The organism is Rhodococcus sp. SJ-2, assembly GCF_053750035.1.
Genome location: NZ_CM132340.1, coordinates 4066061 through 4091556 on the forward strand (window position 1 = coordinate 4066061; position 25496 = coordinate 4091556).

At 65.0% G+C, this 25496-nt stretch carries 26 protein-coding genes; 16 read left to right on the forward strand and 10 right to left on the reverse strand.

From position 1 onward, the window contains the following. The first annotated feature begins 129 nt into the window (after positions 1-129). The 6 genes from ACSYG9_RS19055 (at position 130) to ACSYG9_RS19080 (ending at position 6689) form a co-directional block, all read left to right on the forward strand. Complete coding sequence (locus ACSYG9_RS19055; RefSeq protein ID WP_454839568.1) at positions 130-1845, forward strand: CocE/NonD family hydrolase; 1716 nt, start codon at positions 130-132, stop codon at positions 1843-1845. A 140-nt stretch (positions 1846-1985) separates the two neighbouring features. Beyond that, entirely contained in the window at positions 1986-3821 is a 1836-nt protein-coding gene (treS, locus tag ACSYG9_RS19060; RefSeq protein ID WP_440123989.1) for a maltose alpha-D-glucosyltransferase, read from the forward strand. Then, entirely contained in the window at positions 3818-5212 is a 1395-nt protein-coding gene (locus ACSYG9_RS19065; protein WP_440123990.1) for a maltokinase N-terminal cap-like domain-containing protein, read from the forward strand. The genes treS and ACSYG9_RS19065 overlap by 4 nt, the downstream gene beginning before the upstream one ends. A gap of 104 nt (positions 5213-5316) precedes the next feature. Further along, entirely contained in the window at positions 5317-5772 is a 456-nt protein-coding gene (locus ACSYG9_RS19070) for a transcriptional regulator, SarA/Rot family (RefSeq protein ID WP_440123991.1), read from the forward strand. Positions 5773-5779: 7 nt separating this feature from the next. After that, entirely contained in the window at positions 5780-6202 is a 423-nt protein-coding gene (locus ACSYG9_RS19075; RefSeq protein WP_440123992.1) for an organic hydroperoxide resistance protein, read from the forward strand. Between the two features lie 76 nt (positions 6203-6278). Then, positions 6279-6689, forward strand: a complete 411-nt coding sequence (locus tag ACSYG9_RS19080; protein WP_440123993.1) for a flavodoxin domain-containing protein — start codon at positions 6279-6281, stop codon at positions 6687-6689. On the opposite strand, the gene ACSYG9_RS19085 is transcribed toward ACSYG9_RS19080, so the two are convergent. Next, positions 6680-7060: a DUF4345 domain-containing protein gene (locus tag ACSYG9_RS19085; RefSeq protein ID WP_440123994.1), complete on the reverse strand. Its 381-nt coding sequence runs from the start codon at positions 7058-7060 to the stop codon at positions 6680-6682. The two genes, ACSYG9_RS19080 and ACSYG9_RS19085, sit on opposite strands and share 10 nt — an antisense overlap. A gap of 128 nt (positions 7061-7188) precedes the next feature. Here ACSYG9_RS19085 and ACSYG9_RS19090 point away from each other — a divergent pair, with 128 nt between their 5' ends. Next, the gene (locus ACSYG9_RS19090; RefSeq protein WP_454839570.1) at positions 7189-9972 is read left to right on the forward strand and encodes a DUF2804 family protein; all 2784 of its coding nucleotides are present in this window, start codon (positions 7189-7191) and stop codon (positions 9970-9972) included. Positions 9973-10015: 43 nt separating this feature from the next. Here the strand turns inward: ACSYG9_RS19090 and ACSYG9_RS19095 are convergent, their stop codons facing one another. Continuing rightward, positions 10016-10639, reverse strand: a complete 624-nt coding sequence (locus ACSYG9_RS19095; RefSeq protein WP_440123996.1) for a TetR/AcrR family transcriptional regulator — start codon at positions 10637-10639, stop codon at positions 10016-10018. A gap of 85 nt (positions 10640-10724) precedes the next feature. Between ACSYG9_RS19095 and ACSYG9_RS19100 the strand changes: the two genes are divergently transcribed. Then, a complete protein-coding gene (locus ACSYG9_RS19100) occupies positions 10725-11615 on the forward strand; it encodes a siderophore-interacting protein (protein WP_454839571.1) in 891 nt (296 codons plus the stop codon). A 43-nt stretch (positions 11616-11658) separates the two neighbouring features. On the opposite strand, the gene ACSYG9_RS19105 is transcribed toward ACSYG9_RS19100, so the two are convergent. The 6 genes from ACSYG9_RS19105 to ACSYG9_RS19130 all read right to left on the reverse strand — a co-directional run bounded on the left by ACSYG9_RS19105 (position 11659) and on the right by ACSYG9_RS19130 (position 16321). Next, entirely contained in the window at positions 11659-12573 is a 915-nt protein-coding gene (locus ACSYG9_RS19105; RefSeq protein ID WP_454839573.1) for an iron-siderophore ABC transporter substrate-binding protein, read from the reverse strand. 306 nt (positions 12574-12879) lie between these two features. Beyond that, positions 12880-13887: a zinc-binding alcohol dehydrogenase family protein gene (locus ACSYG9_RS19110; protein ID WP_454843000.1), complete on the reverse strand. Its 1008-nt coding sequence runs from the start codon at positions 13885-13887 to the stop codon at positions 12880-12882. Positions 13888-14013: 126 nt separating this feature from the next. Beyond that, a complete protein-coding gene (locus ACSYG9_RS19115; protein WP_454839574.1) occupies positions 14014-14364 on the reverse strand; it encodes a hypothetical protein in 351 nt (116 codons plus the stop codon). Between the two features lie 37 nt (positions 14365-14401). Beyond that, complete coding sequence (locus tag ACSYG9_RS19120; protein WP_440124000.1) at positions 14402-15097, reverse strand: SIMPL domain-containing protein; 696 nt, start codon at positions 15095-15097, stop codon at positions 14402-14404. Between the two features lie 54 nt (positions 15098-15151). Further along, entirely contained in the window at positions 15152-15655 is a 504-nt protein-coding gene (locus ACSYG9_RS19125) for a hypothetical protein (protein WP_440124001.1), read from the reverse strand. A gap of 129 nt (positions 15656-15784) precedes the next feature. Next, on the reverse strand, positions 15785-16321 hold the full coding sequence (locus ACSYG9_RS19130; protein ID WP_440124002.1) for a helix-turn-helix domain-containing protein: 537 nt from the start codon (positions 16319-16321) through the stop codon (positions 15785-15787). Positions 16322-16403: 82 nt separating this feature from the next. Here ACSYG9_RS19130 and ACSYG9_RS19135 point away from each other — a divergent pair, with 82 nt between their 5' ends. The 6 genes from ACSYG9_RS19135 to ACSYG9_RS19160 all read left to right on the forward strand — a co-directional run bounded on the left by ACSYG9_RS19135 (position 16404) and on the right by ACSYG9_RS19160 (position 20774). Next, positions 16404-16769 (forward strand): hypothetical protein, encoded by a 366-nt coding sequence (locus ACSYG9_RS19135; RefSeq protein WP_454839575.1) that lies wholly within the window; start codon positions 16404-16406, stop codon positions 16767-16769. After that, on the forward strand, positions 16766-17479 hold the full coding sequence (locus ACSYG9_RS19140; RefSeq protein WP_454839576.1) for an ABC transporter ATP-binding protein: 714 nt from the start codon (positions 16766-16768) through the stop codon (positions 17477-17479). The genes ACSYG9_RS19135 and ACSYG9_RS19140 overlap by 4 nt, the downstream gene beginning before the upstream one ends. Then, positions 17476-18273: a hypothetical protein gene (locus ACSYG9_RS19145; RefSeq protein WP_454839577.1), complete on the forward strand. Its 798-nt coding sequence runs from the start codon at positions 17476-17478 to the stop codon at positions 18271-18273. The genes ACSYG9_RS19140 and ACSYG9_RS19145 overlap by 4 nt, the downstream gene beginning before the upstream one ends. A 218-nt stretch (positions 18274-18491) precedes the next feature. After that, the gene (locus ACSYG9_RS19150) at positions 18492-18917 is read left to right on the forward strand and encodes a serine/threonine protein kinase (RefSeq protein ID WP_440124006.1); all 426 of its coding nucleotides are present in this window, start codon (positions 18492-18494) and stop codon (positions 18915-18917) included. A gap of 131 nt (positions 18918-19048) precedes the next feature. After that, positions 19049-19834: a bifunctional 2-polyprenyl-6-hydroxyphenol methylase/3-demethylubiquinol 3-O-methyltransferase UbiG gene (gene ubiG, locus ACSYG9_RS19155; protein WP_454839579.1), complete on the forward strand. Its 786-nt coding sequence runs from the start codon at positions 19049-19051 to the stop codon at positions 19832-19834. A gap of 61 nt (positions 19835-19895) precedes the next feature. After that, positions 19896-20774: a sulfurtransferase gene (locus ACSYG9_RS19160; protein ID WP_454839581.1), complete on the forward strand. Its 879-nt coding sequence runs from the start codon at positions 19896-19898 to the stop codon at positions 20772-20774. A gap of 90 nt (positions 20775-20864) precedes the next feature. Here the strand turns inward: ACSYG9_RS19160 and ACSYG9_RS19165 are convergent, their stop codons facing one another. Then, positions 20865-22091, reverse strand: coding sequence for an oxygenase MpaB family protein (locus ACSYG9_RS19165; RefSeq protein ID WP_440124009.1), 1227 nt, complete (start codon positions 22089-22091; stop codon positions 20865-20867). A gap of 153 nt (positions 22092-22244) precedes the next feature. On the opposite strand from ACSYG9_RS19165, the gene ACSYG9_RS19170 reads away from it, so the two are divergent. Then, the gene (locus tag ACSYG9_RS19170) at positions 22245-22904 is read left to right on the forward strand and encodes a TetR/AcrR family transcriptional regulator (RefSeq protein ID WP_454839583.1); all 660 of its coding nucleotides are present in this window, start codon (positions 22245-22247) and stop codon (positions 22902-22904) included. Position 22905: 1 nt separating this feature from the next. Here ACSYG9_RS19170 and ACSYG9_RS19175 read toward each other — a convergent pair whose 3' ends face one another. Then, on the reverse strand, positions 22906-24522 hold the full coding sequence (locus ACSYG9_RS19175; protein WP_454839585.1) for an FAD-dependent monooxygenase: 1617 nt from the start codon (positions 24520-24522) through the stop codon (positions 22906-22908). Between the two features lie 126 nt (positions 24523-24648). On the opposite strand from ACSYG9_RS19175, the gene ACSYG9_RS19180 reads away from it, so the two are divergent. Continuing rightward, entirely contained in the window at positions 24649-25416 is a 768-nt protein-coding gene (locus ACSYG9_RS19180) for an AraC family transcriptional regulator (protein WP_454839586.1), read from the forward strand. Positions 25417-25496 lie beyond the last annotated feature (80 nt).

A 25496-nucleotide genomic window follows, 5' to 3' on the forward strand; every position in this document is an offset into this window, starting at 1 on the left:
CACCGCGGCGCGAAATCCCCGTTCGGATCTCGTATGTCATCGGGCTGCGGAGCATCGAGGTGCCTCCCTCCGGGGCGACAGCGTGTATGTCATTGACCCAGAACGGTATTTCGGCGAAACTGACCCGCCATGGGGATCGTAGGGGTGGGTATCGATGGTGTGAGCACACTACGTCAACGTCTCGGTCGTTGGATTCAGGCCAAGACCATCGCAGGGCTCGAGCCCGGACCGTACGACATCGAAGTCCGTAAGAATCTCCGTGTTCCGATGGACGACGGTGTCGTTCTTCTCGCCGACCTCATCACCCCACTCGGCGATACCGATCCGCGCCTGCCCACCGTGGTGATTCGCGGACCCTACGGGCGCAGCGGCGGGGTGGCGGGTTCGGCGCGGGCTCTTGCCCGCGAGGGTTTCAGGGTCTTGTTCCAGAGTTGCCGAGGCACGTGGGGGTCCGGGGGAGAGTTCATCCCGCAGATCGACGAACAGCGCGACGGCATGGCCACGCATCGCTGGGTTCGCGCCCAGCCATGGCACACCGGTCCGATCGCGACCTACGGCGCAAGCTACATGGGATTCACCCAGTGGGCGGTGGCGGCAGAACTCGAACACACCGACCCCGACAACGCCCCGGACGCGCTCTGCCTGCTCGTCACCATGCCCGACTTCGGTGCCATCACCTGGGACAACGGCGCTTTCTCCATGCGCAATGCGCTGGGCTGGACGCAGATGATGGACCGCATGAACCACCGGGAGCTGCTGCCCCTGCTGCTGGGGCTACGCGGCCCGGATTCCAAACTGCGGAAGGCGTTCGATGTGCTGCCGCTGACTGCCGGCGACGTCGCAGCGAACGGACGGCAGGTGGGCTGGTACCAGGACTGGGTCGCCCGCGAGGACCTCGCCGACCAGTACTGGACGCAGCAGTCACATACCGCTTCCGTTCCCGAGGTCGCCGCGCCGATCTTCATGGTCACCGGCTGGTACGACATCTTCCTGCCCTGGCAACTCCGCAACTACGCCCAGCTCGTCGAGGCCGGAAGGCCGCCGCGCCTGACCGTGGGGCCGTGGGCTCACCAGTCCCGCGGGATGGCCGCGCCGACGATCACGGGGACGGTCGAGTTCCTGAAGGAGCAGTTCGCCGACGCGACCACCACACGCGTCGCACCGGTTCGTGCGTTCCGCACCGGCGCCGACGAATGGCACGATCTGGCCACGTGGCCACCCCGGGACGTCTCCACCGAATCGCTGTTCCTCCAGCCCAGCGGCGGGCTCGGATCCGACGCACCCGCTGGTGGCAACACCACCTATGTCTACGACCCCTCCGATCCCACTCCTGCCCTCGGCGGCCCGAGTCTGGATCCGAAATCGGATCCGGTGGACAACACCGAACACGAACGCCGGGCCGATGTCGTGGTGTTCCGCGGAGGCGTCCTCGCCGAACCGCTGACCGTCGCCGGGGAACCTGTCGCCCGTATCCGATTCCGCTCCTCGCAGCCCAGCGCCGACCTGTTCGTCCGCATCTGCGATGTGCATCCGGACGGTCGTGCGATGACGGTCTGCGACGGTATCCGCCGGATCGGCTCCGTCGGAACGAAAGACACCGATCCCGAACCGGATTCGGAAGGATTCCGCATCGTCGAGGTCCGCCTGTGGCCGACCTTCCATGAGTTCGCCGCCGGCCACCGCATCGGGATCCAGATCAGCTCCGGCGCGCACCCCCGCTACGCCCGCAACCCCGGGACGGGTGAACCCGCCGCGACCGCGACCGCGCTGCACCGGGCAGAACAGGAGATCTCCCACGAATCGGCCACGCCGTCGTATATCGATCTCCCGATGTGGTCGCGCTGAGCGCACAGTCTTCGTTCGTGCGGGGTGGGCCGCACCGATCGGCAGTGATCGCATGCTGTCGAGTCAACGGTGTGTGGATTCCCGGACAACGGGGAACCCTCCTCCTGTCTGTCCTGCGACGCGACGAGCACGGAGGTGCCATGCCAGCGGAAAGCTCCCACCTTGACCCTCACGCAGCAGAACCGGAGCACACCGCGGACGGGCACATCGTCGAGACCCGTTCCGAGGATTTCGCGCACGCGCGCAGTCTTCCCGTCGACCCGGATTGGTTCAAGACCGCGGTGTTCTACGAGGTGCTCGTCCGCGCGTTCAACGACTCGAATCACGACGGCACCGGTGACCTGCGGGGGCTGGCGGAAAAGCTCGACTACATCGAATGGCTCGGTGCCGACTGCATCTGGTTGCCTCCGTTCTACGACTCGCCGTTGCGCGACGGCGGCTACGACATCCGCGATTTCCGAGCGATCCTGCCCGAATTCGGTACCGTCGAGGACTTCGTGACGTTTCTCGACGAGGCACACAAGCGAGGTATCCGTGTGGTCACCGACCTCGTGATGAACCACACGTCCGACACCCATGCATGGTTTCAGGACTCGCGCGCAGAGCCGGACGGCCCCTACGGTGATTTCTACGTGTGGTCGGACTCCGATGCCGGATACCAGGATGCGCGCATCATCTTCGTCGACACGGAGACATCGAACTGGACGTGGGACCCGGTCCGCAAGCAGTACTTCTGGCACCGCTTTTTCTCACATCAACCGGATCTGAACTACGACAACCCTGATGTGCAGGACGCGATGCTCGACGTCCTGCGGTTCTGGCTCGATCTCGGCATCGACGGATTCCGCCTCGACGCGGTGCCATATTTGTTCGAGCGCGAGGGCACCAACTGCGAGAACCTGCCCGAGACGCACGCCTTCCTCAAGAAATGCCGGGCGGTGATGGACGCCGAGTATCCGGGCCGGGTCATGCTGGCGGAGGCGAATCAGTGGCCGACCGACGTGGTCGAGTATTTCGGTGAGTCCGAGATCGGCGACGAATGCCACATGGCTTTCCATTTCCCGCTGATGCCGCGGATCTTCATGGCTGTGCGACGACAGAGTCGGTTCCCCATCTCGGAGATCCTTGCCCAGACGCCGCCGATACCGCGGACCGCTCAGTGGGGAATCTTTCTGCGCAACCACGACGAACTGACCCTCGAGATGGTGACCGACGAGGAACGCGACTATATGTATGCCGAGTACGTCACCGATCCACGCATGCGGGCGAACATCGGGATCCGTCGACGTCTCGCTCCGCTGCTCGAGAACGACCGTAACCAACTGGAATTGTTCACGGCGCTGCTGCTGAGCCTGCCCGGATCCCCGGTGCTGTACTACGGTGACGAAATCGGCATGGGCGACAACATCTGGCTCGGCGATCGCGACTCGGTACGCACCCCCATGCAGTGGACGCCCGACCGCAACGCGGGTTTCTCCCGCGCCGACCCAGCACGGCTGTATCTGCCGACGATCATGGACCAGACCTACGGGTACCAGGCGGTCAATGTCGAGTCGCAACTCAATTCGACGAACTCTCTTCTGCACTGGACACGGCGGATGATCCAGGTGCGAAGACAACATCCTGCGTTCGGCAAGGCCGCGTTCACCGAACTCGGTAGCGCCAATCCCGCGGTGCTGTCCTACCTGCGGGAAATGGAGCAAGGACCGGGCCGCAACTACAGCGACGTGATCCTCTGCGTGAACAACCTGTCGCGGTATCCGCAGGCCGTGGTCCTGGATCTGTCGAGGTTTGCCGGGTGGATCCCGGTGGAGCTCACGGGCTCTGTGCCTTTCCCGGCGATCACGGAGGATGGATATATGCTCACTCTGCCCGGGCACGGGTTCTTCTGGTTCGCATTGCAGCCGGATCCCGCGAGTGAAGGTCCCGGAGTGCATCCGGTGAGCAGCGAGGCCGAAGCGGCGGTGCAGCCATGATCGAGCAGAACGACCGGTTGTATCCGAATTCGGACCTCGAAGCCGGCTTGGCGGAGTGGCTACCGCATCAGCGCTGGTTTGCCGCGAAGGGGCACGCGATCACCGGTGTGAGAGTCGTACTGCGGCAGCCGCTGATCGAGGAGGCTGGGTTCGGCGCGGACCATCTGCTCGTGGCAATCACGTTCGACGCTGCGTCGGAGCATGTCTACCAGGTGCCGCTCGGTTATCGATCTCATCTGCCGGACGAGCTGACGCCGTGGACGATCGCAGCACCGGACGACTCGACGGGCCGCGCTGTGTTCGTCTACGACGGGCTACGTGACCAGGAGATCATCGGTTTGTACGCGCAGAGCCTGGCGCGTGGTGGAAATCGCGGCTCCATCGAACTGCACACCGTGCCCGGCGCGGAGATCACACCGGAGATGCGGGGGCGAGCCCTGAGCGTGGAACAGTCGAATACGTCGGTGGTACTCGGGGAACGGTTGCTGCTCAAGATGTTCCGCCGCGTCACGCTGGGGATCAACCCCGATGTCGAACTCCACCTCGCGTTGGCCGCGGGGCAGTGCCGGTCGGTGGCGCCGATCCGCGCATGGATCGAGGCGGATATCGACGGTGTGCGTACCACTCTCGCGATGGTTCAGGACTTTGCGGCGAACTCCGCCGACGGTTGGTCGATGGCACTCGGAAGCGTCCGCGACCTGCTCCTCGAAGGTGATTTGCGCGCCGACGAGGTCGGCACCGACTTCGCAGGTGAGGCGCACCGGATCGGTGTCGCGGTCGCTGAGGTCCACGCTCATCTCGCAGAGGGTCTCGGCGTCTCGGAGCGCCCGGCATCGGATCTGGCTGCGGGTATGGTGCGTCGGCTCGATGCCGCAGCCGCTGAAGTGGACGAACTCGCGGTTTTCGTGCCCGGCGCGCGGGCGCTGTTCGAGGAGGTGGCGGCACTGGATCCGATTTCGGTGCAACGCATCCACGGCGACCTGCACCTGGGTCAGGTGCTGCGGACACCCGAGCGGTGGCTGCTCATCGACTTCGAGGGAGAGCCGGCGAAGCCGCTGGCCGAACGGAGGAAGCCGGACACGGTGCTGCGTGATGTGGCCGGAATGTTGCGGTCGTTCGACTACGCGGCGCATCATTCGGTGCGCGAAAGTGAAACCGAGGGCGTCGCGTCCCAGCGGGAGTTCCGGGCAGGGGAGTGGGCGCAACGCAATTCAGCCGCGTTCTGCGACGGCTACGCCGCTACCGCCGGATCCGATCCGCGAGAGGCCGGTGTCCTGCTCCGCGCATACGAGGTGGACAAAGCGGTCTACGAGGTGGTGTACGAGGCGCGGAACCGGCCGACGTGGTTGAGGCTGCCGCTCAATGCCATTCGACGACTGACTCAGCTGTGACCGCGGTGCCCTTCCCCGCCCGGCCCGCATCGTGATCCACTTCATCCAGTAGATTGCGCACCGTTCTATTGCGCACAATATAACGGTGCGCTACTTTTATTCACGTGTCCGATCACTTCGCGCTTGACCAGCAGGTGTGCTTCGCGCTCTACCGGGCGTCGCGCGCCACCACAGCCGTGTACCGGCCGCACCTCGAGCGGCTGGGCGTCACGTACCCGCAATACCTCGTGCTCCTTGCACTCTGGGAACGCGACGTACGAGGCGTACACGACCTGTGCAACGCGCTCGACCTCGACACCGGCACTCTCTCGCCGCTGCTCAAACGCCTCGAAGCCGCGGGCCTCGTCGAACGCAGGCGACAACGCGACGACGAGCGCAGAGTCGTCGTGCACCTCACCGATGCCGGACGCGCATTGCGTGAGGACGCAGAGGACATTCCCGGTTGCGTCGCCCGCGCAAGCGGGCTCGAGGTCGACGAGCTGGTCGCGTTTCGGGACACGCTCCACCGACTGACCGCCGCGTTGCAGGACGCAACCGGCGGAACCTCCGAGAAAGGGTAGACCCGAAATGAACATCATCTACACCGCAGAAGCCCTGGCCACCGGCGCAGGACGCAACGGTCACGCACGCACCGGTGACGGAAAGCTCGACCTCGACCTCTCGATCCCCACCGAAATGGGCGGCGATGGCGTGGGTACCAACCCCGAGCAGCTGTTCGCAGCGGGATACGCGGCATGCTTCCACTCAGCCCTGCAGATGGTCGCGCGCCAGGAAGGCGCCGACGCAACCGACTCGGCAGTCGGCGCGCGCGTCGGCATCGGCCCCACCGATGCGGGCGGTTTCGCGCTCGCCGTGACCCTCGAGGTCACACTGCCGAACCTCACGCACGACAAGGCACTCGAACTCACCGAGAAGGCCCACCAGGTCTGCCCGTACTCCAACGCGACACGTGGCAACATCGACGTCGTACTCGACGTGACCGAAGACTGATCCCGGCGCCGGCCGTCGTGGCGGACGTGCGTGACGGTGATGTTTCCCCGCCTCGTTGCCGGGGCACCCGGTGGGCATGTCCGTCCTCATCGCAACCGAAAACACTCGAGGCACTGCGTGGCAGGCCGCGTCGGTCATCGCCGAGTCGCTGACCCAACGGGGATTCGAGGTGACGCTGGGTACCCTGTCCGACCTCGAACGGGCCACAGAGTTCGAGGCCGTCGTCATCGGGAGCGAAGTGGAAGGTGGTGAATGGTCTGCCGGTGCGCGGGACGCGTGCAGACGTCATGCCCCCGATCTGACACAACGGCTCGTCTGGCTGTTCTCCGGGGGATCGGGTGAAGGCGAACCGGGCAAACCCGCAGACGTCTCCGAACTTGCGGAGGCGGTAGCCGCGCGCGACTACATGTCGTTCCCGCAATTCGATACCGAGAGGGTTCTGTCGTGGGCTGCCTTCATCGCCGATGAACTCGACGGTCACAGCTGACGGGCAACACGCTCGCGCCGGGCCAGTGCCTCTACCACCACCGGGGAGGCGAGCTCCACCGCGAGTAACAGATCGTGGAACCGGTGCGGCCGGCCCAGCGTGGAGCGGGTCGCGAGCCGGCCGACACCCCCGAGAGCCATGAGTCCAGCGAGGATCCGCATCCGGTCGAGGTTCGGTTCGGGGGTGGCCGCGGCATCGAGCCACCCCAAGCCGTAACCCGCGAAGACAGGGCCCATGAAACGCACGTGTGAGTCCACCGTCGCATCCCCGGTCATGCCGGGCTCCCCGGATACTCCGCCGACGAGCTGGAGTCCTCCGATCGCTATGCAGGCCCAGCCGGTCACGCGTCCCAGAATCTTCAGGCCTGACATGCACCCATAGTGGCAGATGTAGCCCGGCAACAGGCCGAATCGTCGCACAACCGGCGTGAGAACTGCGTCGGCCACTATGTTCGCGGAGGTGTGTGCACAGCTGAAGCGGAGTCTTTGGAGGGCCGACTGTGATCACCGAATGGGGTGAAAGCCTCGATGCGGATAGTGTCCTGCCCGAGTATCCGCGTCCCCAGCTCGTCCGCGACTCGTATGTGAATGTCAACGGCCGCTGGGACTACGTCATCACCGCTGCCTCGGTGACCGAGCGACCACGCGAATGGGGCGGGGAGATTGTGGTGCCGTTCTCGCCGGAAGCACCGTTGTCGGGAGTGAATCGGACACTGCGGCCCGATGAAGCACTCTGGTACCGCCGAACCGTCACGCTGCCCGTCGGTTTCGTGCGGGATCGTGTACTGCTCCATTTCGGGGCGGTCGACCAGGACTGCGAGGTGTGGGTCGACGGCACACTCGTCGGCGGGCATCGAGGCGGGTACCTGCCGTTCGTCCTCGACATCACCGATGCGTTGCGCGGTGAGTGTCACGAACTCGTCGTCAGAGTCCGAGACGTCACCGACAGCTCCTGGCGCAGCCGGGGAAAGCAGAAGCTCGAGCACGGAGGGATTTGGTACACACCGCAATCCGGGATCTGGCAAACCGTCTGGCTCGAATCGGTACCGCAGCGCTGGATCACGGCGCTCGATCTCGTGCCGGATCCGGTCTCCGGTGAAGTCGAGGTCCGTATGGCGGCAGGCGGTGACGGCGGCGACACTGCCGAGGTCACCATCCGAGCAGACGGCAACGACGTCGTGTCCGGCAGCGTGAGGGTGGGCGTGCCGACGCAGTTGCGGCTCGGCGACGACGTGCGGCTCTGGTCGCCGGACGACCCGTTCCTGTACGACGTGGAGGTCACACTCGGCTCCGACCGAGTCTCCAGCTATGTCGGGATGCGTTCGTTCGGTGTCGGACCCGACGCGACCGGGAGAACCCGGCTGCTGCTCAACGGCAAACCGTATCTGCACGCAGGCCTCCTCGACCAGGGATACTGGCCCGACGGCCTCTACACGGCACCCTCGGACGCAGCGCTCATCCACGACATCGCCACGGCCAAGGACCTCGGCTTCACAATGTTGCGTAAGCACATCAAGATCGAGCCGCTGCGCTGGTACCACCACTGCGACCGGTTGGGCGTCCTGGTCTGGCAGGACATGGTCAACGGTGGCCGCAGTTACTGGCAGGCCGTGGTCACCGCGCCGGTCGCACTTCCGGTGACGTTGGACGACTCCCACTACACCTGGTTCGGACGGCAGGACGCCGAAGGGCGTGCCGAATTCCTCGAGGAGCTCGACGCGACTGTCGCGCTGCTGCGTTCGACTCCGAGCATTGCCGCGTGGGTGCCGTTCAACGAAGCCTGGGGCCAATTCGACGCCGTCACCGCAACGTCGCGGATCAAGGACCTCGACCCCACCCGGCCGGTCGACCACGCCAGTGGCTGGCACGATCAAGGCGGCGGCGACATGGTCGGTCGCCACGTGTATTTCCGGCCGTACCGGCTGTCGCGAGCGGACGCTGCAGATGAACGCGCTGCAGTGTTGTCGGAGTACGGAGGGTACTCCTATCGGGTTCCGGGGCACGTGTGGAGCAACAAGGAGTTCGGCTACCGCAAGTTCACCGACCGGTGGAGGTACGAGCGTGCGTTCTTGCGCCTGCAGCACACCCAGCTCGGCCCGGCGGTCGAGAACGGGCTGGCAGCTTTCGTCTACACCCAGCTCGCCGACGTCGAAGAAGAGACGAACGGTCTGATGACCTACGACCGTCGGGTACTGAAGGTCGACCCCGCCGCGGTTCGTGCATCGAACATGCGGCTGCGCGGCAGGCACGACCACGCCGCCGGGGGAGCACCGTCACCTCTGGCCGTGCCGGAACGGGAAATCACCGAACCCGTCAGCTTGACCCGGTCCGACGGGCGCCTGAACCCCGGCGCGGTGGGGTGGACGCGCACACAGTTGATCACGACCGACGGCATCGGTCACGGCGGCAGGAAGGGGCGCAACAAGCGGTGGGAACACTGGGCGGTGACCACGCCGACCCATGTGATCACGCTGGTGGTGTCCGACATCGGTTACGCTGCCGTGCATGGTATTTGGATTCTGAGTCTCCAGAGCGGAGACGTGATCTCGTATGACGCCATCGGTTTACCCCGCACCGCGACACTGCCGCGCAATCTCGGTGACGGACCGGTCCGGTCCCGCACCGGGAAGCTGCAGATCGACATCGACGAGGTCGACGGCGGGACTCGGCTGCGGGCGCGCGGCGCGCGGGTGGAGATCGATGTCCTCGCGCACCGGCCCGAGGGGCACGAGTGCCTCGGCGTGGTCGTCCCCTGGACCGACCGGCGCTTCCACTACACCGTCAAGGACGTTGCCAGGCCTGCGACCGGGACGATCCGCATCGACGGTGTTGTCTCGGAGGTGCCCGCTGGGCAGTCGTGGGCGACGCTCGATCACGGCCGCGGCCGCTGGCCGTACGCGGTGCATTGGAACTGGGGTGCCGGCTCGGGCCGCATCGACGGCAAGGTGATCGGAATCCAGGCCGGCGGGAAGTGGACGGACGGAACAGGATCGGTGGAGAACGCGCTGGTCGTCGACGGGCATCTGTCGAAGATCAGTGAAGAACTGGTGTGGACATATGATCCGGGTGACTGGATGTCGCAGTGGAGGGTCACCGGTGACACCGTAGACCTCACTTTCACGCCGTTGCATCTGAAGAGATCCGTCACCGCCCTGTTGGTGTTCGCGTCCCGCACCCATCAGTGTTTCGGTCACTGGTCCGGCGCGGTTGCGGACGACACCGGAGCTCGGGTGCGAATCGACGGCATCGTGGGCTGGGCCGAGGATGTGCGCAACCGCTGGTGAACTCCTCGTGAGCGGGAATGGCTGGGATCCTCGCGGATACGCGTCACAGCCCGGTGCCGAGCATCGCGATCACTCCGCGCGCGGTCGCGCGCATCGACCACGTGAATGTCTCACGAGGTGTGAGGTGTGCAAGCTTCCGTGCTCCGGAGTTGATCGTGTCGAACCCGTCGGCCCTCGAGGGGCGCACGTCATCTCTGTCGGCGCGGTGTGAGACCGGGTTGATCTCCGCGAGTGCCACCGCGTGTTCGGCAACGACGGACAATGCGATGCTTGCGTCCGCCGGATCCCAGCCGTAGCGGTCTGCGAACTGCCTCTGATTGCGGTCGATCGCGCCCAAGGCGCCTTCGGAGCGCGGTGTGAGCGCGGTGAGATATCTGCCGATCCCCGGGTTTGCGACCACGAAATCGCGCAGAGCCAATGCAAGGTCGACGAGCGCATCCTCCGGATCGTCGGCAGTCGGCATCGGTAGCGGGGCGCGCGCGACGATTCCATCGGCGACGATGCGGTGCAGTCCGTCGAGGTCGCCGACATGGCGATACACGGACATTTCGCTCACTCCCAGATCTGTGGCAATCGCTCGGATGCTCAACTTGGGCAGCGTGATACGCATCCCGGCATCGACGAGACGTTCGGGAGTGACGAGCCGAGGTCGTCCAGGTGAGGACATGCCGAGCATTCTCCCATGGAGCAGTTGTTAGGTTAGACTCACTCACATTATCTGACGGATCCATACGACGAAGAACGAGGTTGCTATGCCGGACGAGGCGCCGTTCACGGCCGACCGGATCGCCGATCTGATGGAAGTGCTGCGCACACCGGAACACCGAGCCGGGCTAGAGGAGGCGACGTTCACTGTCGTCTCCGTCGGCGATCGCGCGGCCGGACTGCTCCGAGTGAGCGGCACGATCTCCGGAACGCATTCACTTCGGGAATGGGCTGGACCCAACATTGCCGTTCGACTGTCGGTTCCGGAGCAGTCGGTGGAGTTCGCGGGGATCGACGGAGCGCCCGAGACCACCGCCCGGGTCTACACCGTCGCGGGCGTGGACATCGAGAGCAGGACGGTCGCGCTCGACATCGTCCGTCACCGTGAACCGTCGCCGGCGATGAGGTGGCTCGGCCGGGTGCGCACGGGAGATGTCGTACCGATCGCCGGTCCGCGCCCACACCGGGTTCCGGGGCCGGGGTTGCCGCGCATCCTGCTGGCAGACTCTTCGGCACTACCCGCGGCGATCCGGATCCTCACTCGCCTTCCGATCGAGGCTCCGACAGTGCTTGTCGCTGCCGCCCCCGACGACGAGATCGATCTCGCCGAGGGGGAACTCGGGGATCGGAGGGATTACGTCACCGTGCAGCGCGCTGAACCTGGCATCGATCGGCCTCTCGCAACCGCGTTCGCCGGGATGAAAGTGCCGGCCGGGGCGTCGGTATGGGCGGCGGGGGAGCGCGAGGGTGTGCGAGAGATCCGTCGCCGCTGTCGTGACGACCTCGTGCTGCCTGCCGGCAGCATCCGGGTCTTCGGCTACTGGAAGCGCGGAACATCGAACACGAGAATCGATGTCGCTCGGCTCGAAGCGGCGCGGGCGTCGATGGAGGCAGGGCGCGGCGTCTTTGCGACCGACGACCTCGACATCGAGATCTGACATCTGGCAACTCCGGGGTGTGTGCACCCCGGAGTGTCGCGTGTCAGTTGTGCGAGGCAATGCTCGGTGCGATCTGTCCCTCGATCAATTCGCTGATCGTGTAGTCGATCGACAGTGGCGAGGCATTGCGCAGCGCTGTGAGGGATGCGGCCTCGACGTCGATGTACCGGCCGTCGGCGACGGCCGGAATCGACGTGAAGACCGGATCCGACAATGCCTGCTGTGACCCGCCCACTGCGAAGAAACTCAACAGCAGGATGTCGCTGTCGAGTTGGTGCGCATTCTCGGGAGAGAGCGTCGCCGATCCGGAACCGTCGCCGGTATCGGGTAGGGCGCTGATGGTGTCGGTGAGTGTCATTCCGAACTCGCCGAGGATGACGCTGCTGAAATCGTCGGGATCGTTGACTGCCTTGTAGCCGACGGGTGTGGCGATGCCGAGTGTGTAGGTCACGCCGACGAGTTCGGGGTTGCGTGCGACGGCATCGTCGATGTGGGTCTGGACGTCGTCGATGAGGGTTTCGGTGGCGTCCTCGCGGCCGAGTGCGCGACCGACCTGGCGAGCTTGGTCCTGCCACGGGATCGTCAGGTACGTGGCGCTTTCCGGGCCGACCACGGGTGCGATCTCGCTCAATCGGCCGTGGTAGGTCTCGAGGTCTGCGAATGTCGTCGCAACGATGAGGTCGGGCTGCAACGCCGCGATGGATTCGAGGTCGAGATCGACCACATCGAAGCCGGCTCGGGTGGTATCGACCTGCGTCGGTTCACCTTCGATCAGATCGGTCTGCCACGGTACCTGCCCGTCGGGGGAGAGCGGGAACGATGCGGTGCCGACGGGTTGCACGCCGAGAGCGAGTACGGTGTCTGCCTCCTGCCAGCCGAGAGCGACGACGCGCTGCGGATCGGCGGGCACCTCGACGTCACCGAATCGGTCGGTGACGGTTCGGGTTTCTTCGTTCATCGGAGTCTCGCTACTGGTACATGCGGCAGTGAGTGCGGTCAGTAGTGCGAGTGCAAGAAGTGCGGGTGCTGTGTGTGCGACACGGCGTGGGTGCACGGTGTGCTCCTGTCGGGAAAGATGGTCCGATGATTAGGTTAGACTAACTCACATAATTGCATCCGGCGGAGCCGAGTGACGGAGGGGATCCGGGAGTGGACATCGATTGCGGTGGCGAGGTCGGTGACAACCTCGGCGAGACGTGGGCCGACTCCCAGCCCCTGGCAGGTGCGTGTGCCTGCACGGCGCGACCACGAGCGCGGGCGGAGGTTATTCGTGGTCGGGCACCAGGACGGCGGCGCCGCGGACTCGGTCGTCGGCGAGATCCGTCAATGCTCGCTCCGCTTCCGGCAGCCGGTAGCGCACCGTGCTCACCCGAATCCGATGCTCGCCGGCGAAACGCAGGAAGGTGTGCGCGTCGTCGCGTGTATTGGCTGTCACCGACCGGATCTCCCGCTCGCAGAACAAGTGCCGCTGGTAATTCAGCCGAGGAACGTCGGTCATATGGATGCCGGCCAGGGAGAGGATTCCACCGCGGTCGAGTGCTTCGAGTGCGGTGGGGACCAGATCTCCTACCGGTGCGAACACGATGGCGGCGTCGAGTGGGACGGGAGGCCTGTCGGCCGAACCCTGCACGGACTCTGCGCCGAGTTCCTCGGCGAGCGCGCGGGCATCGGCGCTCCTGGTCATGACATGAACCGACACGCCTCGATGCATCGCCACCTGCGCCGCAATATGGGCGCTACCACCGAAACCGTAGATGCCCAGGCGCCCGCCCTCCGGAACGGCCGCGCGCTCCAATGCACGGAACCCGATGATTCCTGCGCACAACAAGGGCGCGAGTTCGACATCGTCGTAGCCCTCCGGGAGTGGAAGTGCGAACTTTGCAGGGACCGTGACGTATTCGGCGTATCCGCCGTCGTCGTCCCATCCGGTGTATCGCGAATAGGGACAGAGGTTCTCGCGCCCGCGCAGGCAATACCGGCATTGTCCGCAGGTGTACCGGAGCCAGGCGACACCGACTCGGTCGCCCGGTGAAAAGCCGCTGACCGCCTCGCCGGTCCGGTGCACGGTACCTACCACCTCGTGCCCGGGCACCACGTGACGCCGGTGGACGGGCAGGTCGCCTTCCGAGACGTGCAGGTCGGTCCTGCAGACTCCACAGGCCTGAATTTCGATGAGCAACTCGTCCGGACCCACGGTGGGAATCGGGCCGGATTCGAAGACCAGTGGGTGCTCGTGGATCGGTCGCGGATCTGCTACCCGCCACGCCATCATCGTCTCGTTCGAGTTCACGACGACTCCCGGTTTGCTGGTGCCTGCCCAACTGTAGGCCGGACACCTCCCGTTCGAGGCCACCTCGGTGGGATCTCGTCCGCCGGGCGAATACCGACCCGCCAAAGATCACGCGGGGTCGAGCTGGAGGACGACCTCGACCCGACCACGGTCGTCGCGGCGGGCGACTGCATGGCCTGTCCGCTTCTCGTCGAACTGGATGCTGATGGGAGCGCCGTCGCCGAGGAAGTTGCGCCACCATGACTTCTGGTCGGGCATCGCGACACCGATCTTCACGGTGTCGCCCGAGATCCGGTAGCTGACCGGCAAAGTGATCAGCCTGCCGGATCTGCGACCGACGTATGTGATCGGTGCGATGTAGCCACGGATGCGGCTGCCGATGATCGGAAGGTCCGCGGCCGCCATGATGACGGAGTTGAAGGGTCCGGCGAAGCGCAGGATCGAACTGCTGATTGTCATGTCTGCCTCCCACCGACACGGTACGGAATCTCCCGAGTCAGGACGCCTCGAATCGCGCTTCGACGTCGGCGCTGAGCGTGATGCGGTCGGGTTCGAGGACGAATCCGGCGCCGCCCTCCTCGGACGCCGACGCGATGTCGGAACGCATCGCCCGCATCATGGGTGCACCTCCTGCGCCTGGGCTCGGGCCCGGCTGAAGACCCAGCATTCCTGGATCGGCGATGGCGAGAGCACGGAAATCGCTGTAGCCCAAGCTTGTCGTGTAGCCCTTGGCTTTGGCGAGGGCATCGCGGACTGCGAGGTCGCGGACCTTCGCCATCCGCTTCTCGCGGGCCTTGCGGGTGATCCACCAATTCAGGTCGGCGACCGCGACGGCCTCGACCTCGGAGGCGGCGTCGACGAACGCGCCGACCGCGTCGAACTCATGGAACGTCACGGTGAGTGACGCCGACGATGTATATCGCCAAGGGCGGGTCTTGCCGTCCTTGCTGTACGGGCGGTGCCGGCTGTGGCGTACCTGATCGAACGTCCATCGTTCGACAGGGCTGTCGTTGCGTTCGCGCAGCTCGGTGACGAGGTCGGTCAGGGTGGCGATCGCGGAGGTGACCGGGTCGGCGGCGTGCTCGCGCGTCGTGCCGTCGGCGTGCACCCGGAGCACGACCGTGCACCGGTTCGGGGCGAACTCGCGTTCGGCATGGCCGGTGACAGTGATGATGACGGGTCGATCGCTCATGGACGCGAGTGTGCCAGTCCGAAGAGGGCCGGTGGGGGAACGGCGGGCCCCGGACTACTCGAGCGGATCGATCGGACTGTCGGTGATCAGTGCGGTCAGGATCATCGGGGCGTCGCCGTCGCATTGATTGAGCGAGACCGCGACCCAACGGGAATTCGATTCGGTGACCGGACCCCAGACCGCCAGATCACCGAGGCAATCCTTGGCGACGAGGGTGCGGAAGGGTTCGGTGGCGGGCGGCTGCCACAGTGCCGGCCCCATCGTCACGGTGCGGTGAGGGCCCCAGCTGCGGGTCAACTCCGCAACCAACGCCGTGAGATGACCTTCCGCTGCCTCCTCCGCGACGTTCCATTCCGGTTCGTATACGCCGACGAAGTCGTTGCTCTCCCAGAGCGGGAACAGCAGGAAACCGGCACCCCGGGTGATCGTCCATTCGCCGGTGACCGGTTCTCCCTCATCGGCGGTGGGCCCGGAGGTGGGGAGTGAAACAGCGAGGGCGGCTGCGATGTCCGACACGGCGCGATCCGCATCGAATTCCTCACCCGATCGGGCCGTCATCGTGTGTGCCTGTTCATTCGAGCGTCTCTCATGTCGGCGAGGGTGCCAGTAAGGTCCGACAACTGCGACGTGCTCACGTGTTGCCGCATCGGCGAGATCGCGACTCTCGGGCTCGACGCCGACCCGTAATCAGGATTCCCCCGGGGGAGTAGGGATCAACGTGGTTCCGAAGGTGATTCGGACGGCGTTGTCCTTCTCGGTCCGGTAGGAGGCGAGTACTTCGCTGAATTTCGCCTGGATTTCGGCGAGGTCGTCGGTGTCGACGTAGAGCGGTGTCGCGCCGAATCCGAGGTAGTTCCTGAGGGTTCGATCGCCGCTGTCGATGAATTTGTCGAACTCTTTGCCGAGCATGCCGAGGAACGAGACGAAGGCGTTGCGTAGTTCGGCGTCGCTCACGGCGTCGAGATCGTCTTGACCCACGTGCGCCATGCGCTCGCCGAGCGCGAGCGTGCGTTCGATGGTTCCGCGGACGCGTCGTTCGTCCACGACGGTGACGACCTGTGCGTCGATCAACGCGGACACGTGGCGGTAGAGCGTGGCCTGGGTGACGTCGGGTAGTTCCTTGCGGAGCTCTGCGGTGGTCAGACTCCGACCGCCGAGCTGTTGGATGATCCGCAGCCGTACCGGGTGCAGCACGACGTCGGCTATCGACGGTTCGCCGTCCATCTGGCCCTTTCCTCCATTGTTCTCACTCTGATAATGTTCTCATTATCGAGTCCAGGTTACCGCTGACAGAAGGGCCGCCGCCATGGCCGACCTATCGCATTCCGAATCTTCCCTGCACCTCGCCTTCACCGGCTGGGAAGCACTCTTCGTCCGTCGCACCCACCTGTCGATCCCGAGGTCGTCGATGATCCGTGTGGAGGTGCTGCCAGGGTGGACCTCCGAAGTCCTCGGCATCCGGAACGGTCTTGCAATCTCCGGATTCCTCAAGGTCGGCACCTTCACGCATCCCCGCGGCACCAAACGGCTCGTCGTCATGAAGCGAGGTGAGCCATTGCTGCGCATCGTGCTTCGCGGCCGCGTAGCCGGCGACGAGTTCGACGAACTGCTCATCAGCAGCCCTCACTCCGTCGAACTCGCTCGCGGTCTTCACGGAGCTTCGGCGTCATGACCGGCATTGCAGTCGAGCACCTGACCAAAAGATTCGGCATGGTCGATGCTGTTGTCGACGCGAGCTTCACCGCCGAGCCCGGGCGAGTGACCGGATTCCTCGGTCCCAACGGAGCGGGCAAATCCACCACCCTGCGGATGCTCCTCGGCCTGATCCGGCCCGATGCGGGCACCGCACGGTTCGGCGGAATCCCGTACGTGGACCTCCCGTTTCCTACCGGCACGGTCGGTGCTGTGCTCGACATCGCGTCTGCGCACCCCGCGACCACCGCCCGTGCCCACCTGCGCACCTATTGCGCGCTCGGCGGCCACCCGGTGCGGCGAGTCGGCGAGGTGATCGACTCGGTCGAACTCGACCGGTTCGCCGACCGCCGCGTCGGCGCTTACTCGACGGGAATGCGACAGCGGCTCGCTCTGGCCACCGCACTTCTGGGCGAGCCCGAGGTGCTGGTCCTCGATGAACCGTCCAACGGTCTCGATCCCTCGGGAATCGTATGGTTGCGCACATTCCTTCGTGAGTTCGCAGCAAGCGGTGGCACCGTGCTGATCTCGAGCCACGCGCTGTCCGAACTGCAGAACACCATCGACGATGTAGTGCTCATCGACCGCGGGCACATCGCGTGGACGGGCGAACTCTCCGAACTCGTGGCCACGGGGAACACGCTCGAAGAGGCTTTCCTTTCCCTCACCGACAGGGCGGGTGTGAAATGACGAGCGCGGTCCGCGGTGAGTTCGTCCGGCTGTTCTCCACGCGCTTACCGTTGTGGGCGTGTGTCGCGGCCGTTCTGTCCGGTGCCGGACTCACCGGTGTGCTCGGACTGGTAGGGCCGGAGAACGCGTCGCCCCCGATGCCCGGTCTCGATGCGCCGGAGGGGGTGGCGATCGCGGTGGGCTTCACCGGTCTGTTGCTGTTCGTGCCCGCACTGTTCGGAACGATTGCGGTCACAGGGGAGTACCGTCACAAGACCATCGGCACCACTTTCCTGGCGGTTCCGCGGCGAGGCGCGGTACTCGCTGCAAAACTGCTCGTCTACAGCATCTTCGGCCTCGCATTCGGGTTCTTGATGTCGTCGTCGGCGGCGCTTGCTCTGTTGGTGGTCACGGCCTCGAGGGGCATCGACCTCGGCACCACGACGGGAGATCTTGCGGCGGTCCTCGCTCGCGTTGTAGTGGCCGCAGCGATCTACACATTGCTGGGCGTGGGGATCGGCGCGCTCGTGCGCAGCCAACTCGTCGCGACCGGGATCGTGCTCGGGTACTTCTACTTCCTCGAGCCGGTGCTCATGATCCTGCCGGGCCTGAACACTCTCTATCCGTTCATGCCGGGAGGGGCGACATCGGCGTTGACGAACTTCACGTTCCTGAGCGACACCATGGCGGGGGAGATGTCGTCGGGGGCGGCGACCTTGCTCACTCCCGCGCTCGGTGCGCTCGTGCTGCTGATGTATGCGGCAGTGGCATCGGCGGCGGCTGTCGTGGCTCCGCTGCGGCGTGATCTGACGTGACAAACCACCTCGGACCTGCTCGACGGCGCCGCGACGGCCTGCGGGGCCGCACGTGGCTCAGGTCACGGACGTGTAGTTCGAACAATGGATACCGTTAGTCTTGCGAACGGTACAACGTACATGCAGTCGGTTACATCGGCCGACCTTGCGCGGTCGCTTGCCGCGACGAGCTCGACGGTTTGCGTGTGCAGGCCGGTGATCGAAGGACCTTGTGAACAATGGGAAAGACCTCGAACTCTGCGATGCCGAAGATTGCAGCAGCTGTTGTTGTGATCGCCATCGTCGTTGTCGGGATCTTCCTGCTCTCGCAGCAGGGCGAGGGCGACGGCGACTCGGCTACGACTTCGTCCTCGGCTCCTGTCGCGGGTCTGGAAGGTCTGAAAAGTGTGCCGCAGAATGCGACTTCGTGCCCCAGCGCGTTCGACAGCCCTGAGGTGACCAGCGCCGCGGTCGCAGACCCGGTCATGTCCTGTGAATTCGCCGAGGAAGTGCGTCGCTCCTATCTGGATCAGCCTCTGCGATACGGGCTGGTGACAGTAGAGGCGCGCGAGCCTGCCACCGGGCAGAACCAGACCATGAAGTGCTCGGGAAGCCCTGTGGTCACCTGTGTCGGCGGTGACGACGTCGTCGTCTACCTGAACTGATCTGATCCGGGGTGTAGCGAGCACGGTGAGGATTATCGCGATGATGCGGGTCGATCCCACCTGATTGCACATGTCGATCGCCGGATCATGCGATGGTGGCAGGGCGAGATGATCTCCTCGAGGATGTGCAGGTGACTGCCGTGCCCATCGACAACGATGTGTACAACCGTGAAGGTGCAGCGTGGTGGAACGAGGACAATCCCCTCAACATGCTGCACGGGAGCCTGACATCGGGTCGCTTCGCGTATTTCCTCGAGGTGCTCGAGAAGAAGATTGGTTGCGAATACACAGGACTGCGTGCCCTCGACGTCGGGTCGGGTGGTGGGTTTCTTGCCGAAGAGTTCGCGAGGATCGGATTCAGCGTTGTCGGTGTCGACCCGTCGGGGGTTTCCCTGCTTACAGCGGGCAGACACGCGGCCGAGGGGAATCTCGAGATCGACTATCTGCGCGGTAGGGGCGAGATGCTGCCGGTTCGCGATTCCTGGGTCGACGTCGTGTATTGCTGCGATGTGCTCGAGCATGTCACCGATCTGGACGCGGTGATCGGCGAGGTTTTCCGGGTGCTCGAACCGGGAGGATTGTTCTTGTTCGACACCATCAACCGGACCTGGACCAGCCGACTCGTCGCTATCAAGATCATGCAGGAGTGGCGATGGTCCCGGCTGTTCGACACTCCGATCCACGATTGGGCGATGTGTGTGCGGCCGGAGGAGCTCGCGGAGGTCATGACCAGGCACGGACTCCGCGTCGGAGAGATCGTGGGTCTCGGACCACGGTCGAAGAATCCGTTGCGGGTACTGGACATGGTGCGGGGCGCGCGTGGCAGTCTCCCGTGGGGAGAGGTGAGCAGGCGGCTGGACTTCGGACGAACGAGATTCACCGGTATCTCCTACATGGGCTACGCGGTCAAGGAGTGACACGAGCCCCGAGCCCGAACAATGCTCTACTGGATAGGTACCGAGAGCTGAGGAGGACCCGATGAGTGAACCGAAACCGCACACCGTCTCTCCGGAATGGCTGTATGAGCAGCTCGCCGACGAAGACCTGGTCATCGTCGATGCGACCACTCACCTCACGATGCCACCGGACGGGTCGGTGCATATCGAGCCCGGTCTCGCCACGTACCTCGAGGCCCACATCCCGGGTGCGGTGTATGCAGATCTGTTCACCGACTTCTCCGATCACCATGCCGCCCAGCCGTTCACCGCCGCGCCGTCCGAACGCTTCGCAACGGCAGCCGGCGCAGTCGGAATTGGGGACGGCCGCAGGGTGGTGGTGTACGACCAGTCGAGTGGGATCTGGGCTGCCCGTCTCTGGTGGCAGCTGCGGCTGGAGGGGTTCGACGATGCTGCCGTCCTCGACGGTGGGCTGCCCGCCTGGACGGCGTCGGGCTACCCGGTGTCGGACGAGCAGGTCATCCCGCACGCCGCCACTTTCACGTCGCACCGCCGTCCCGAACTGCTGCGTTCCACCGACGAAGTGCGCGGTGCGCTCGACGATCCGCACACCCTGATCATCAACGCTCTCGACCCGGCGACCTATCGAGGTGAGAGCCCGTCGTACCCCCGCCGCGGGCACATTCCGGGCAGCATCAACATTCCGTTCGGTGACCTCGTCGATCCGTCGACCGGGCGTCTGAAGCCGACGGCCGAATTGCGGGCGGTGTTCGAGAAGGCAGGTGCGCTCGATCCGGACGTGCACCCGGTGACATATTGCGGTGGTGGTATCGCCGCGTCGGGTCTTGCACATGCGCTCGCGGTGGCTGGGCGTTCCGACGTTGCGGTGTATGACGGATCGCTCAATGCGTGGACCGCGGATGAGTCGCTGCCATTGGTGGAGGGGCCGGATCCTCGCTGACGCAGATCGGTTCGCGCGCGCTCGGCAGTCTCATCCTGGCAGCAGACGAACAGCACTCGGGGGAGACCGGCAGGCGCGCGCGAACAGCCCTCAGGGGTAGTTCGGGTTGTTGAATTCCGGAATCTCGATGCTGATCGTCTTCAGTTCGGACATGTAGAGCAGCACGAACTGGCGGAGCAGTTCGTCGAAGGTCCAGTACGCTTCCGGCGCCAACGGCAGGGGAAGCAACCCCTCGCGCACCGCGATGAATGGGCCCCATGCCACATTGAGGAGGTTGTCCCACAGCAACTCTCGGGGGATGTTCAGCCAGTTGGCGATTTCGTCGCCGAGTGTGAAGCGCGTCAGGGCGCCCAGGATCGGCCGGCTGAGGAGCGTGAGATCGAGTCCGGCGCCGAGATCGAGGAGCATGTCGGCGAGTTTGAGGCCTTCGGAGGTGGGTGCCAGGACCGGGTCGAGCGACGCTCGAGCTTGGGATTCGGCGTCGTCCCATGTCGCGGGGATGTACTGGTCCTCGATGCCGAGCATGTGGGCGCTGATCTGCCAGGAGTGGAGGAACCCCTCGGACTCATCGCCCGGAATCGGCACTTTCCACTGCTTCAGCACGCGCATGACGGTTGTGGGCAGGCTGTGCCAGGTGACCATCATGTCGTGCTGGCTGATCGGAATGTCTTCGGGTGCGGCCCCCTCCCAGTGCGGCGACTGTGGCAGCAGGTGGCGTACCGCAGCGTGCACGAGCCTGGTTTTCACGGCGGTGACGATCATCTCGCCGTCGTCGAGGTACGCGTTACGGGAGCCGATGTCGTAACCCAGCTTCGCGGTCTTCGAGATACGGCGCTTCATGTTGGCGCCGCCCTTCGAGTAATACACGGCGAGAGCCTCTTTGGGGATCACCGTGCTCATCATGCCGCTCGCGAAGCCGTACAGGACGCCGAGATAGAGGCCGCGTTTCTCGTTGAAACGCACCGCGGTCTCGAGCTTGCCGCGGTCTGCCCACTCCGGCAGTTGACGCGCCCGCTCCATGAAATCCTTCAGGTCGGCGGGAAGTCCGTCGGGCAGGGGCTGCCCGTTCTTCGTCCATGTGCGGAGGAGTTGATTGACCCTGGGTACGTCGCCTCGGTCGAGAAGCGATGCGACCAGCGGGTCGGCTTCGGTGTCCCAGACGGTTCGCGGATCTGCGCCGCTACCGGTGCCCGGGATCGAGCCCGCCGGCGACCACCGCCAGGGTTGTGCGTTGGCAGGCGTCGCGAGCGCGATTGCGCTGAGAGCGCTCAGAGCTCCGCCGGCCTGCAGAATCTTTCGCCTACTGAGATCGGTCATGCCATCTACCCCCGATGAGATGCAGAGAGAAACAGGGTTACAAAATCCGTTACCGCGTATCATTTTGTAGCACGGTGTGACGACGTACGTGTGCAGTTTTGCCGAAATTGCCGCACGGAACGACGTGTAACCTCGGATTCCCAGGAGGTGAGCGTGGATTCTCAACCACACGCCCGAGCAGCGGCTTCGGAATCTCTGCTCGAGCGAGCCTTGCTCGAAGCTGTCGAGAACGCCGATGAGGCCGACACCGTGCGCACGCGCCTGCTGGACGCGGCCCACGAACAGTTCTGCCGTTCCGGGATCCAGCGCTCGTCGATGGAGGAGGTCGCCAGACGGGCGAACCTGTCACGGGTTACGCTCTACCGAAGATTCGAGTCGAAGGATGCGCTCGTCGAACAGGTGCTGCTGCGCGAATTTCGTCGATATTTCGATCGGTTCCTCCTCGATATCAGATCCGCACGCACCGTCGCCGATCGCATCGTCCTCGGATTCGTGAGCTCGCTGACGGCCATCCGTACCAACTCGTTGATCGGTGGTCTTCTCGACGCCGAACCGACACTCCTCGCAGGATCGCTCGTCGATGACGGTCGGATGCTCGCGATCGCACGGCAGTTCGTCGCGGGGCAGCTTCGCCGCGAACAACGGGCAGGCACCATTTCGCGCGAGATGAACGTCGATCTCACAGCGGAGATGATGGTGCGGATCGCAGCATCGTTCCTCATGGCCCCGACCGATCTGGTCGACCTCGACGATCAGGATCAGCTGTCGGAGATCGCCCGAGAATTCATCGTGCCGATGGTGGTGTCCTCGTAGGTCACTCCGCGATATGCAGGACGTTCGCGAGATGTGCGACGAGCGTCGTCATGCTTGCTCCGGGCCCGCGAAATCCCACGTAGCCGTCGGGTCGTATCACGACGATCTCCGGGTGCGCACCGAACCCGTACATCCGTGCTGCGTTGCCCCGCTCGTCGCGGAGCACCCGTCCGTCGGCGGCCTGCGCGAGGTCCGGTGTGAGAACGTACCCGCGCACCAGGCCTCCGAATCTACCCGCGATGTCTTCGGCGAGGTCGGCCGACTCCTTCACGGCGGGCCCGGTGGGGGCCCACAACAGCACAGTGTGTCCCGGGTGGCGCAGCAGGTCGTGCAGTCGCAGTGGTGCGGCCACCGCATCCTGACACAGCTCGCGAGCGTCGGGCGCCCGGTTGCCAGGAGCGAGGCAGCCGCCAGGTGCCGCGCCACCGACGATCGTGCTGTTCCGGTAGTTCAGCAACAGTTGGGCTTCCCGCAGAATGATTGTCTCCACGTCGGTCTCGCCGCTTCCGATACCCTCGCGTGCGTGTCGCACGGTCCGGCCCACTACGTCCTCGCCGATCGGTCGGCGTTCGGCGTCGTAGCTCGCGAGCAGACCGTCGGCAGCATTTCCGGTCACGGCGAGCGCGAGTTTCCAGCCGAGGTTGTACGCGTCCTGAATTCCCGTGTTCATACCCTGTGCGCCCGTGGGTGGATGGATATGCGCGGCGTCGCCCGCAAGGAACACGCGCCCGGCGCCGTAACTACCTACGATCCGGTGGCTTATCCGAAACACCGACGACCACCGCATGTTTCGCGCGCGTGTGGGCTCCGGGGCCAAGCGGTCCAGCACGGCCTGGATGTGGGCGAGAGTCGGCGGGTTCTTTCCCTCGAGGCCATGGGCGACCGCGCCGTCCCCTCTGGTGGTGGCCAGATCGGGTGCGACCAGCGACGATACGCGGTACCGCTGGTCGCCCGGTAGCGGGATGCACACCATCAGATCGGACGTGGAACCATTCTCCTGCGTCATTGCACGTACGGCATATCCGGAGGGCAACGACCAATCCAATTCGACATCGGCGAGCATGTACTCCTCGGGAAACGCGTCGCCCTCGAACGAGGATCCCAATCCCTTGCGCGTCGCGCTGTGGGCCCCATCGCAGCCGACGAGATAGCGTGCCGACACGTGCTCGGTGCCGTCCGTGCTCCGCAGGGCGGCGACGACCCCTCGTGACGACTGCTCGAAACCGGTGAGTTCGACGCCGTACCGCACCTTCGTGCCGTGTTCTGCCAGCGCCCTTCGGAGTACCTCTTCGGTCGCATACTGCGGCATGCACGTGAAGTGATACGGCACATCGTCGGGTAGTTCGAGGTCGACTCGCATTGCCTCGTCGCCGTTGACGAACACGATCTGCCCGTGCATCGGAGTCGATAGATCGAGCGCGGGTCGGGCCACTCCCATCGCGTCCCACAATTCGAGAGTCCGAGGCTGGATCCCCACGGCTTTGGCGTAGTGCGTGGGTGCCTTCAATTTGTCGATGACGACGACGGAGACACCCCGGCGGCGTAGTTCGATTGCGGCTGTCAACCCGACAGGGCCGGCGCCGACGACCAGGACGGAAGTTTCACTGACCTCGGACACGATCGAGCCTTTCGGTCGAAGGGGTTCGGGCAATTGTCTCCCGCACGGCCAGTGTTCGGGTCGGAATCGGTCGTGCCGACCGAGGACGACATAATCGATCCCGAGAGCTGGAAGCGAGGAGGAGTCGTGGAGACGAGGGCACTGCCGGTCTACGCAGCAGGAGAGATCGAGGTGCCGTTCGTGATCGCCGGTATGGACGAACTGATCGGAAGCGACACCCGTTTCGAGCCGCACTCGCATCCCACCCATGAGCTGTTGTGGAACGAGCGTGGCGCATCGAGCGCGACGATCGGCTCTCAGACCTGGACCATCACCCCGACGATCGGACTGTGGATCCCGGCGGGTCTGCTGCACTGGGGCATCATGCCGACGGGGACGTGGTATCGCACTGCGCATTTCGGCATCGACCATGCGCCGTCACTGTCCGATGGCCCGGTGGCCGTCGAGATGACCCCGTTGCTGCGCCTGCTACTCGACCGCCTCGCCGACGATTCGCTCCAGCCTGCATCGCGGTCATTGACGGAGAATATGGTGATCGACGTGCTCGTCCCCGCTGAGCATGAGCTGCTGGTCCGGGTGCCTGTCTCACAGTTGTTGCGACCCATCGTCGAAGCGATCGGCGAGGACCCCAGTGACCCGCGGACCTTGTCGGATTGGGCGACGGAACTCGGGGTCAGCCGCCGCACTGTCACTCGGGCGTTCCGCGCGGAGACGGGGCTCAGCTTCGGGCGTTGGGTGGCGGCAGTGCGAGCGCAGCACGCGGTGATGCTCCTCGGACACGGCGTCGAGCTGGGCGAAGTCGCAGAGCAACTCGGGTATCGCTCGGCGAGCGCATTCGGTGCGGCGTTCAGGCGGGTCACGGGGGCGACACCGGCATCGTTCCGCGCAGGCTGAACGGCGACGAGCCGTGACCCGATCGCGATAACCGGTGGCCCGATCGCGCGATTGCGTCTCGGGACGGCAAAGATTAGATT

Coding starts and splice junctions, on each gene's coding strand:
- ACSYG9_RS19055 (WP_454839568.1), top strand. CDS start 130: ATGGGGATCGTAGGGGTGGGTATCGATGGTGTGAGCACACTACGTCAA.
- treS (WP_440123989.1), top strand. CDS start 1,986: ATGCCAGCGGAAAGCTCCCACCTTGACCCTCACGCAGCAGAACCGGAG.
- ACSYG9_RS19065 (WP_440123990.1), top strand. CDS start 3,818: ATGATCGAGCAGAACGACCGGTTGTATCCGAATTCGGACCTCGAAGCC.
- ACSYG9_RS19075 (WP_440123992.1), top strand. CDS start 5,780: ATGAACATCATCTACACCGCAGAAGCCCTGGCCACCGGCGCAGGACGC.
- ACSYG9_RS19080 (WP_440123993.1), top strand. CDS start 6,279: ATGTCCGTCCTCATCGCAACCGAAAACACTCGAGGCACTGCGTGGCAG.
- ACSYG9_RS19085 (WP_440123994.1), bottom strand. CDS start 7,060: ATGTCAGGCCTGAAGATTCTGGGACGCGTGACCGGCTGGGCCTGCATA.
- ACSYG9_RS19095 (WP_440123996.1), bottom strand. CDS start 10,639: ATGTCCTCACCTGGACGACCTCGGCTCGTCACTCCCGAACGTCTCGTC.
- ACSYG9_RS19100 (WP_454839571.1), top strand. CDS start 10,725: ATGCCGGACGAGGCGCCGTTCACGGCCGACCGGATCGCCGATCTGATG.
- ACSYG9_RS19105 (WP_454839573.1), bottom strand. CDS start 12,573: ATGAACGAAGAAACCCGAACCGTCACCGACCGATTCGGTGACGTCGAG.
- ACSYG9_RS19110 (WP_454843000.1), bottom strand. CDS start 13,887: ATGATGGCGTGGCGGGTAGCAGATCCGCGACCGATCCACGAGCACCCA.
- ACSYG9_RS19115 (WP_454839574.1), bottom strand. CDS start 14,364: ATGACAATCAGCAGTTCGATCCTGCGCTTCGCCGGACCCTTCAACTCC.
- ACSYG9_RS19120 (WP_440124000.1), bottom strand. CDS start 15,097: ATGAGCGATCGACCCGTCATCATCACTGTCACCGGCCATGCCGAACGC.
- ACSYG9_RS19125 (WP_440124001.1), bottom strand. CDS start 15,655: ATGACGGCCCGATCGGGTGAGGAATTCGATGCGGATCGCGCCGTGTCG.
- ACSYG9_RS19130 (WP_440124002.1), bottom strand. CDS start 16,321: ATGGACGGCGAACCGTCGATAGCCGACGTCGTGCTGCACCCGGTACGG.
- ACSYG9_RS19135 (WP_454839575.1), top strand. CDS start 16,404: ATGGCCGACCTATCGCATTCCGAATCTTCCCTGCACCTCGCCTTCACC.
- ACSYG9_RS19140 (WP_454839576.1), top strand. CDS start 16,766: ATGACCGGCATTGCAGTCGAGCACCTGACCAAAAGATTCGGCATGGTC.
- ACSYG9_RS19145 (WP_454839577.1), top strand. CDS start 17,476: ATGACGAGCGCGGTCCGCGGTGAGTTCGTCCGGCTGTTCTCCACGCGC.
- ACSYG9_RS19150 (WP_440124006.1), top strand. CDS start 18,492: ATGGGAAAGACCTCGAACTCTGCGATGCCGAAGATTGCAGCAGCTGTT.
- ACSYG9_RS19160 (WP_454839581.1), top strand. CDS start 19,896: ATGAGTGAACCGAAACCGCACACCGTCTCTCCGGAATGGCTGTATGAG.
- ACSYG9_RS19165 (WP_440124009.1), bottom strand. CDS start 22,091: ATGACCGATCTCAGTAGGCGAAAGATTCTGCAGGCCGGCGGAGCTCTG.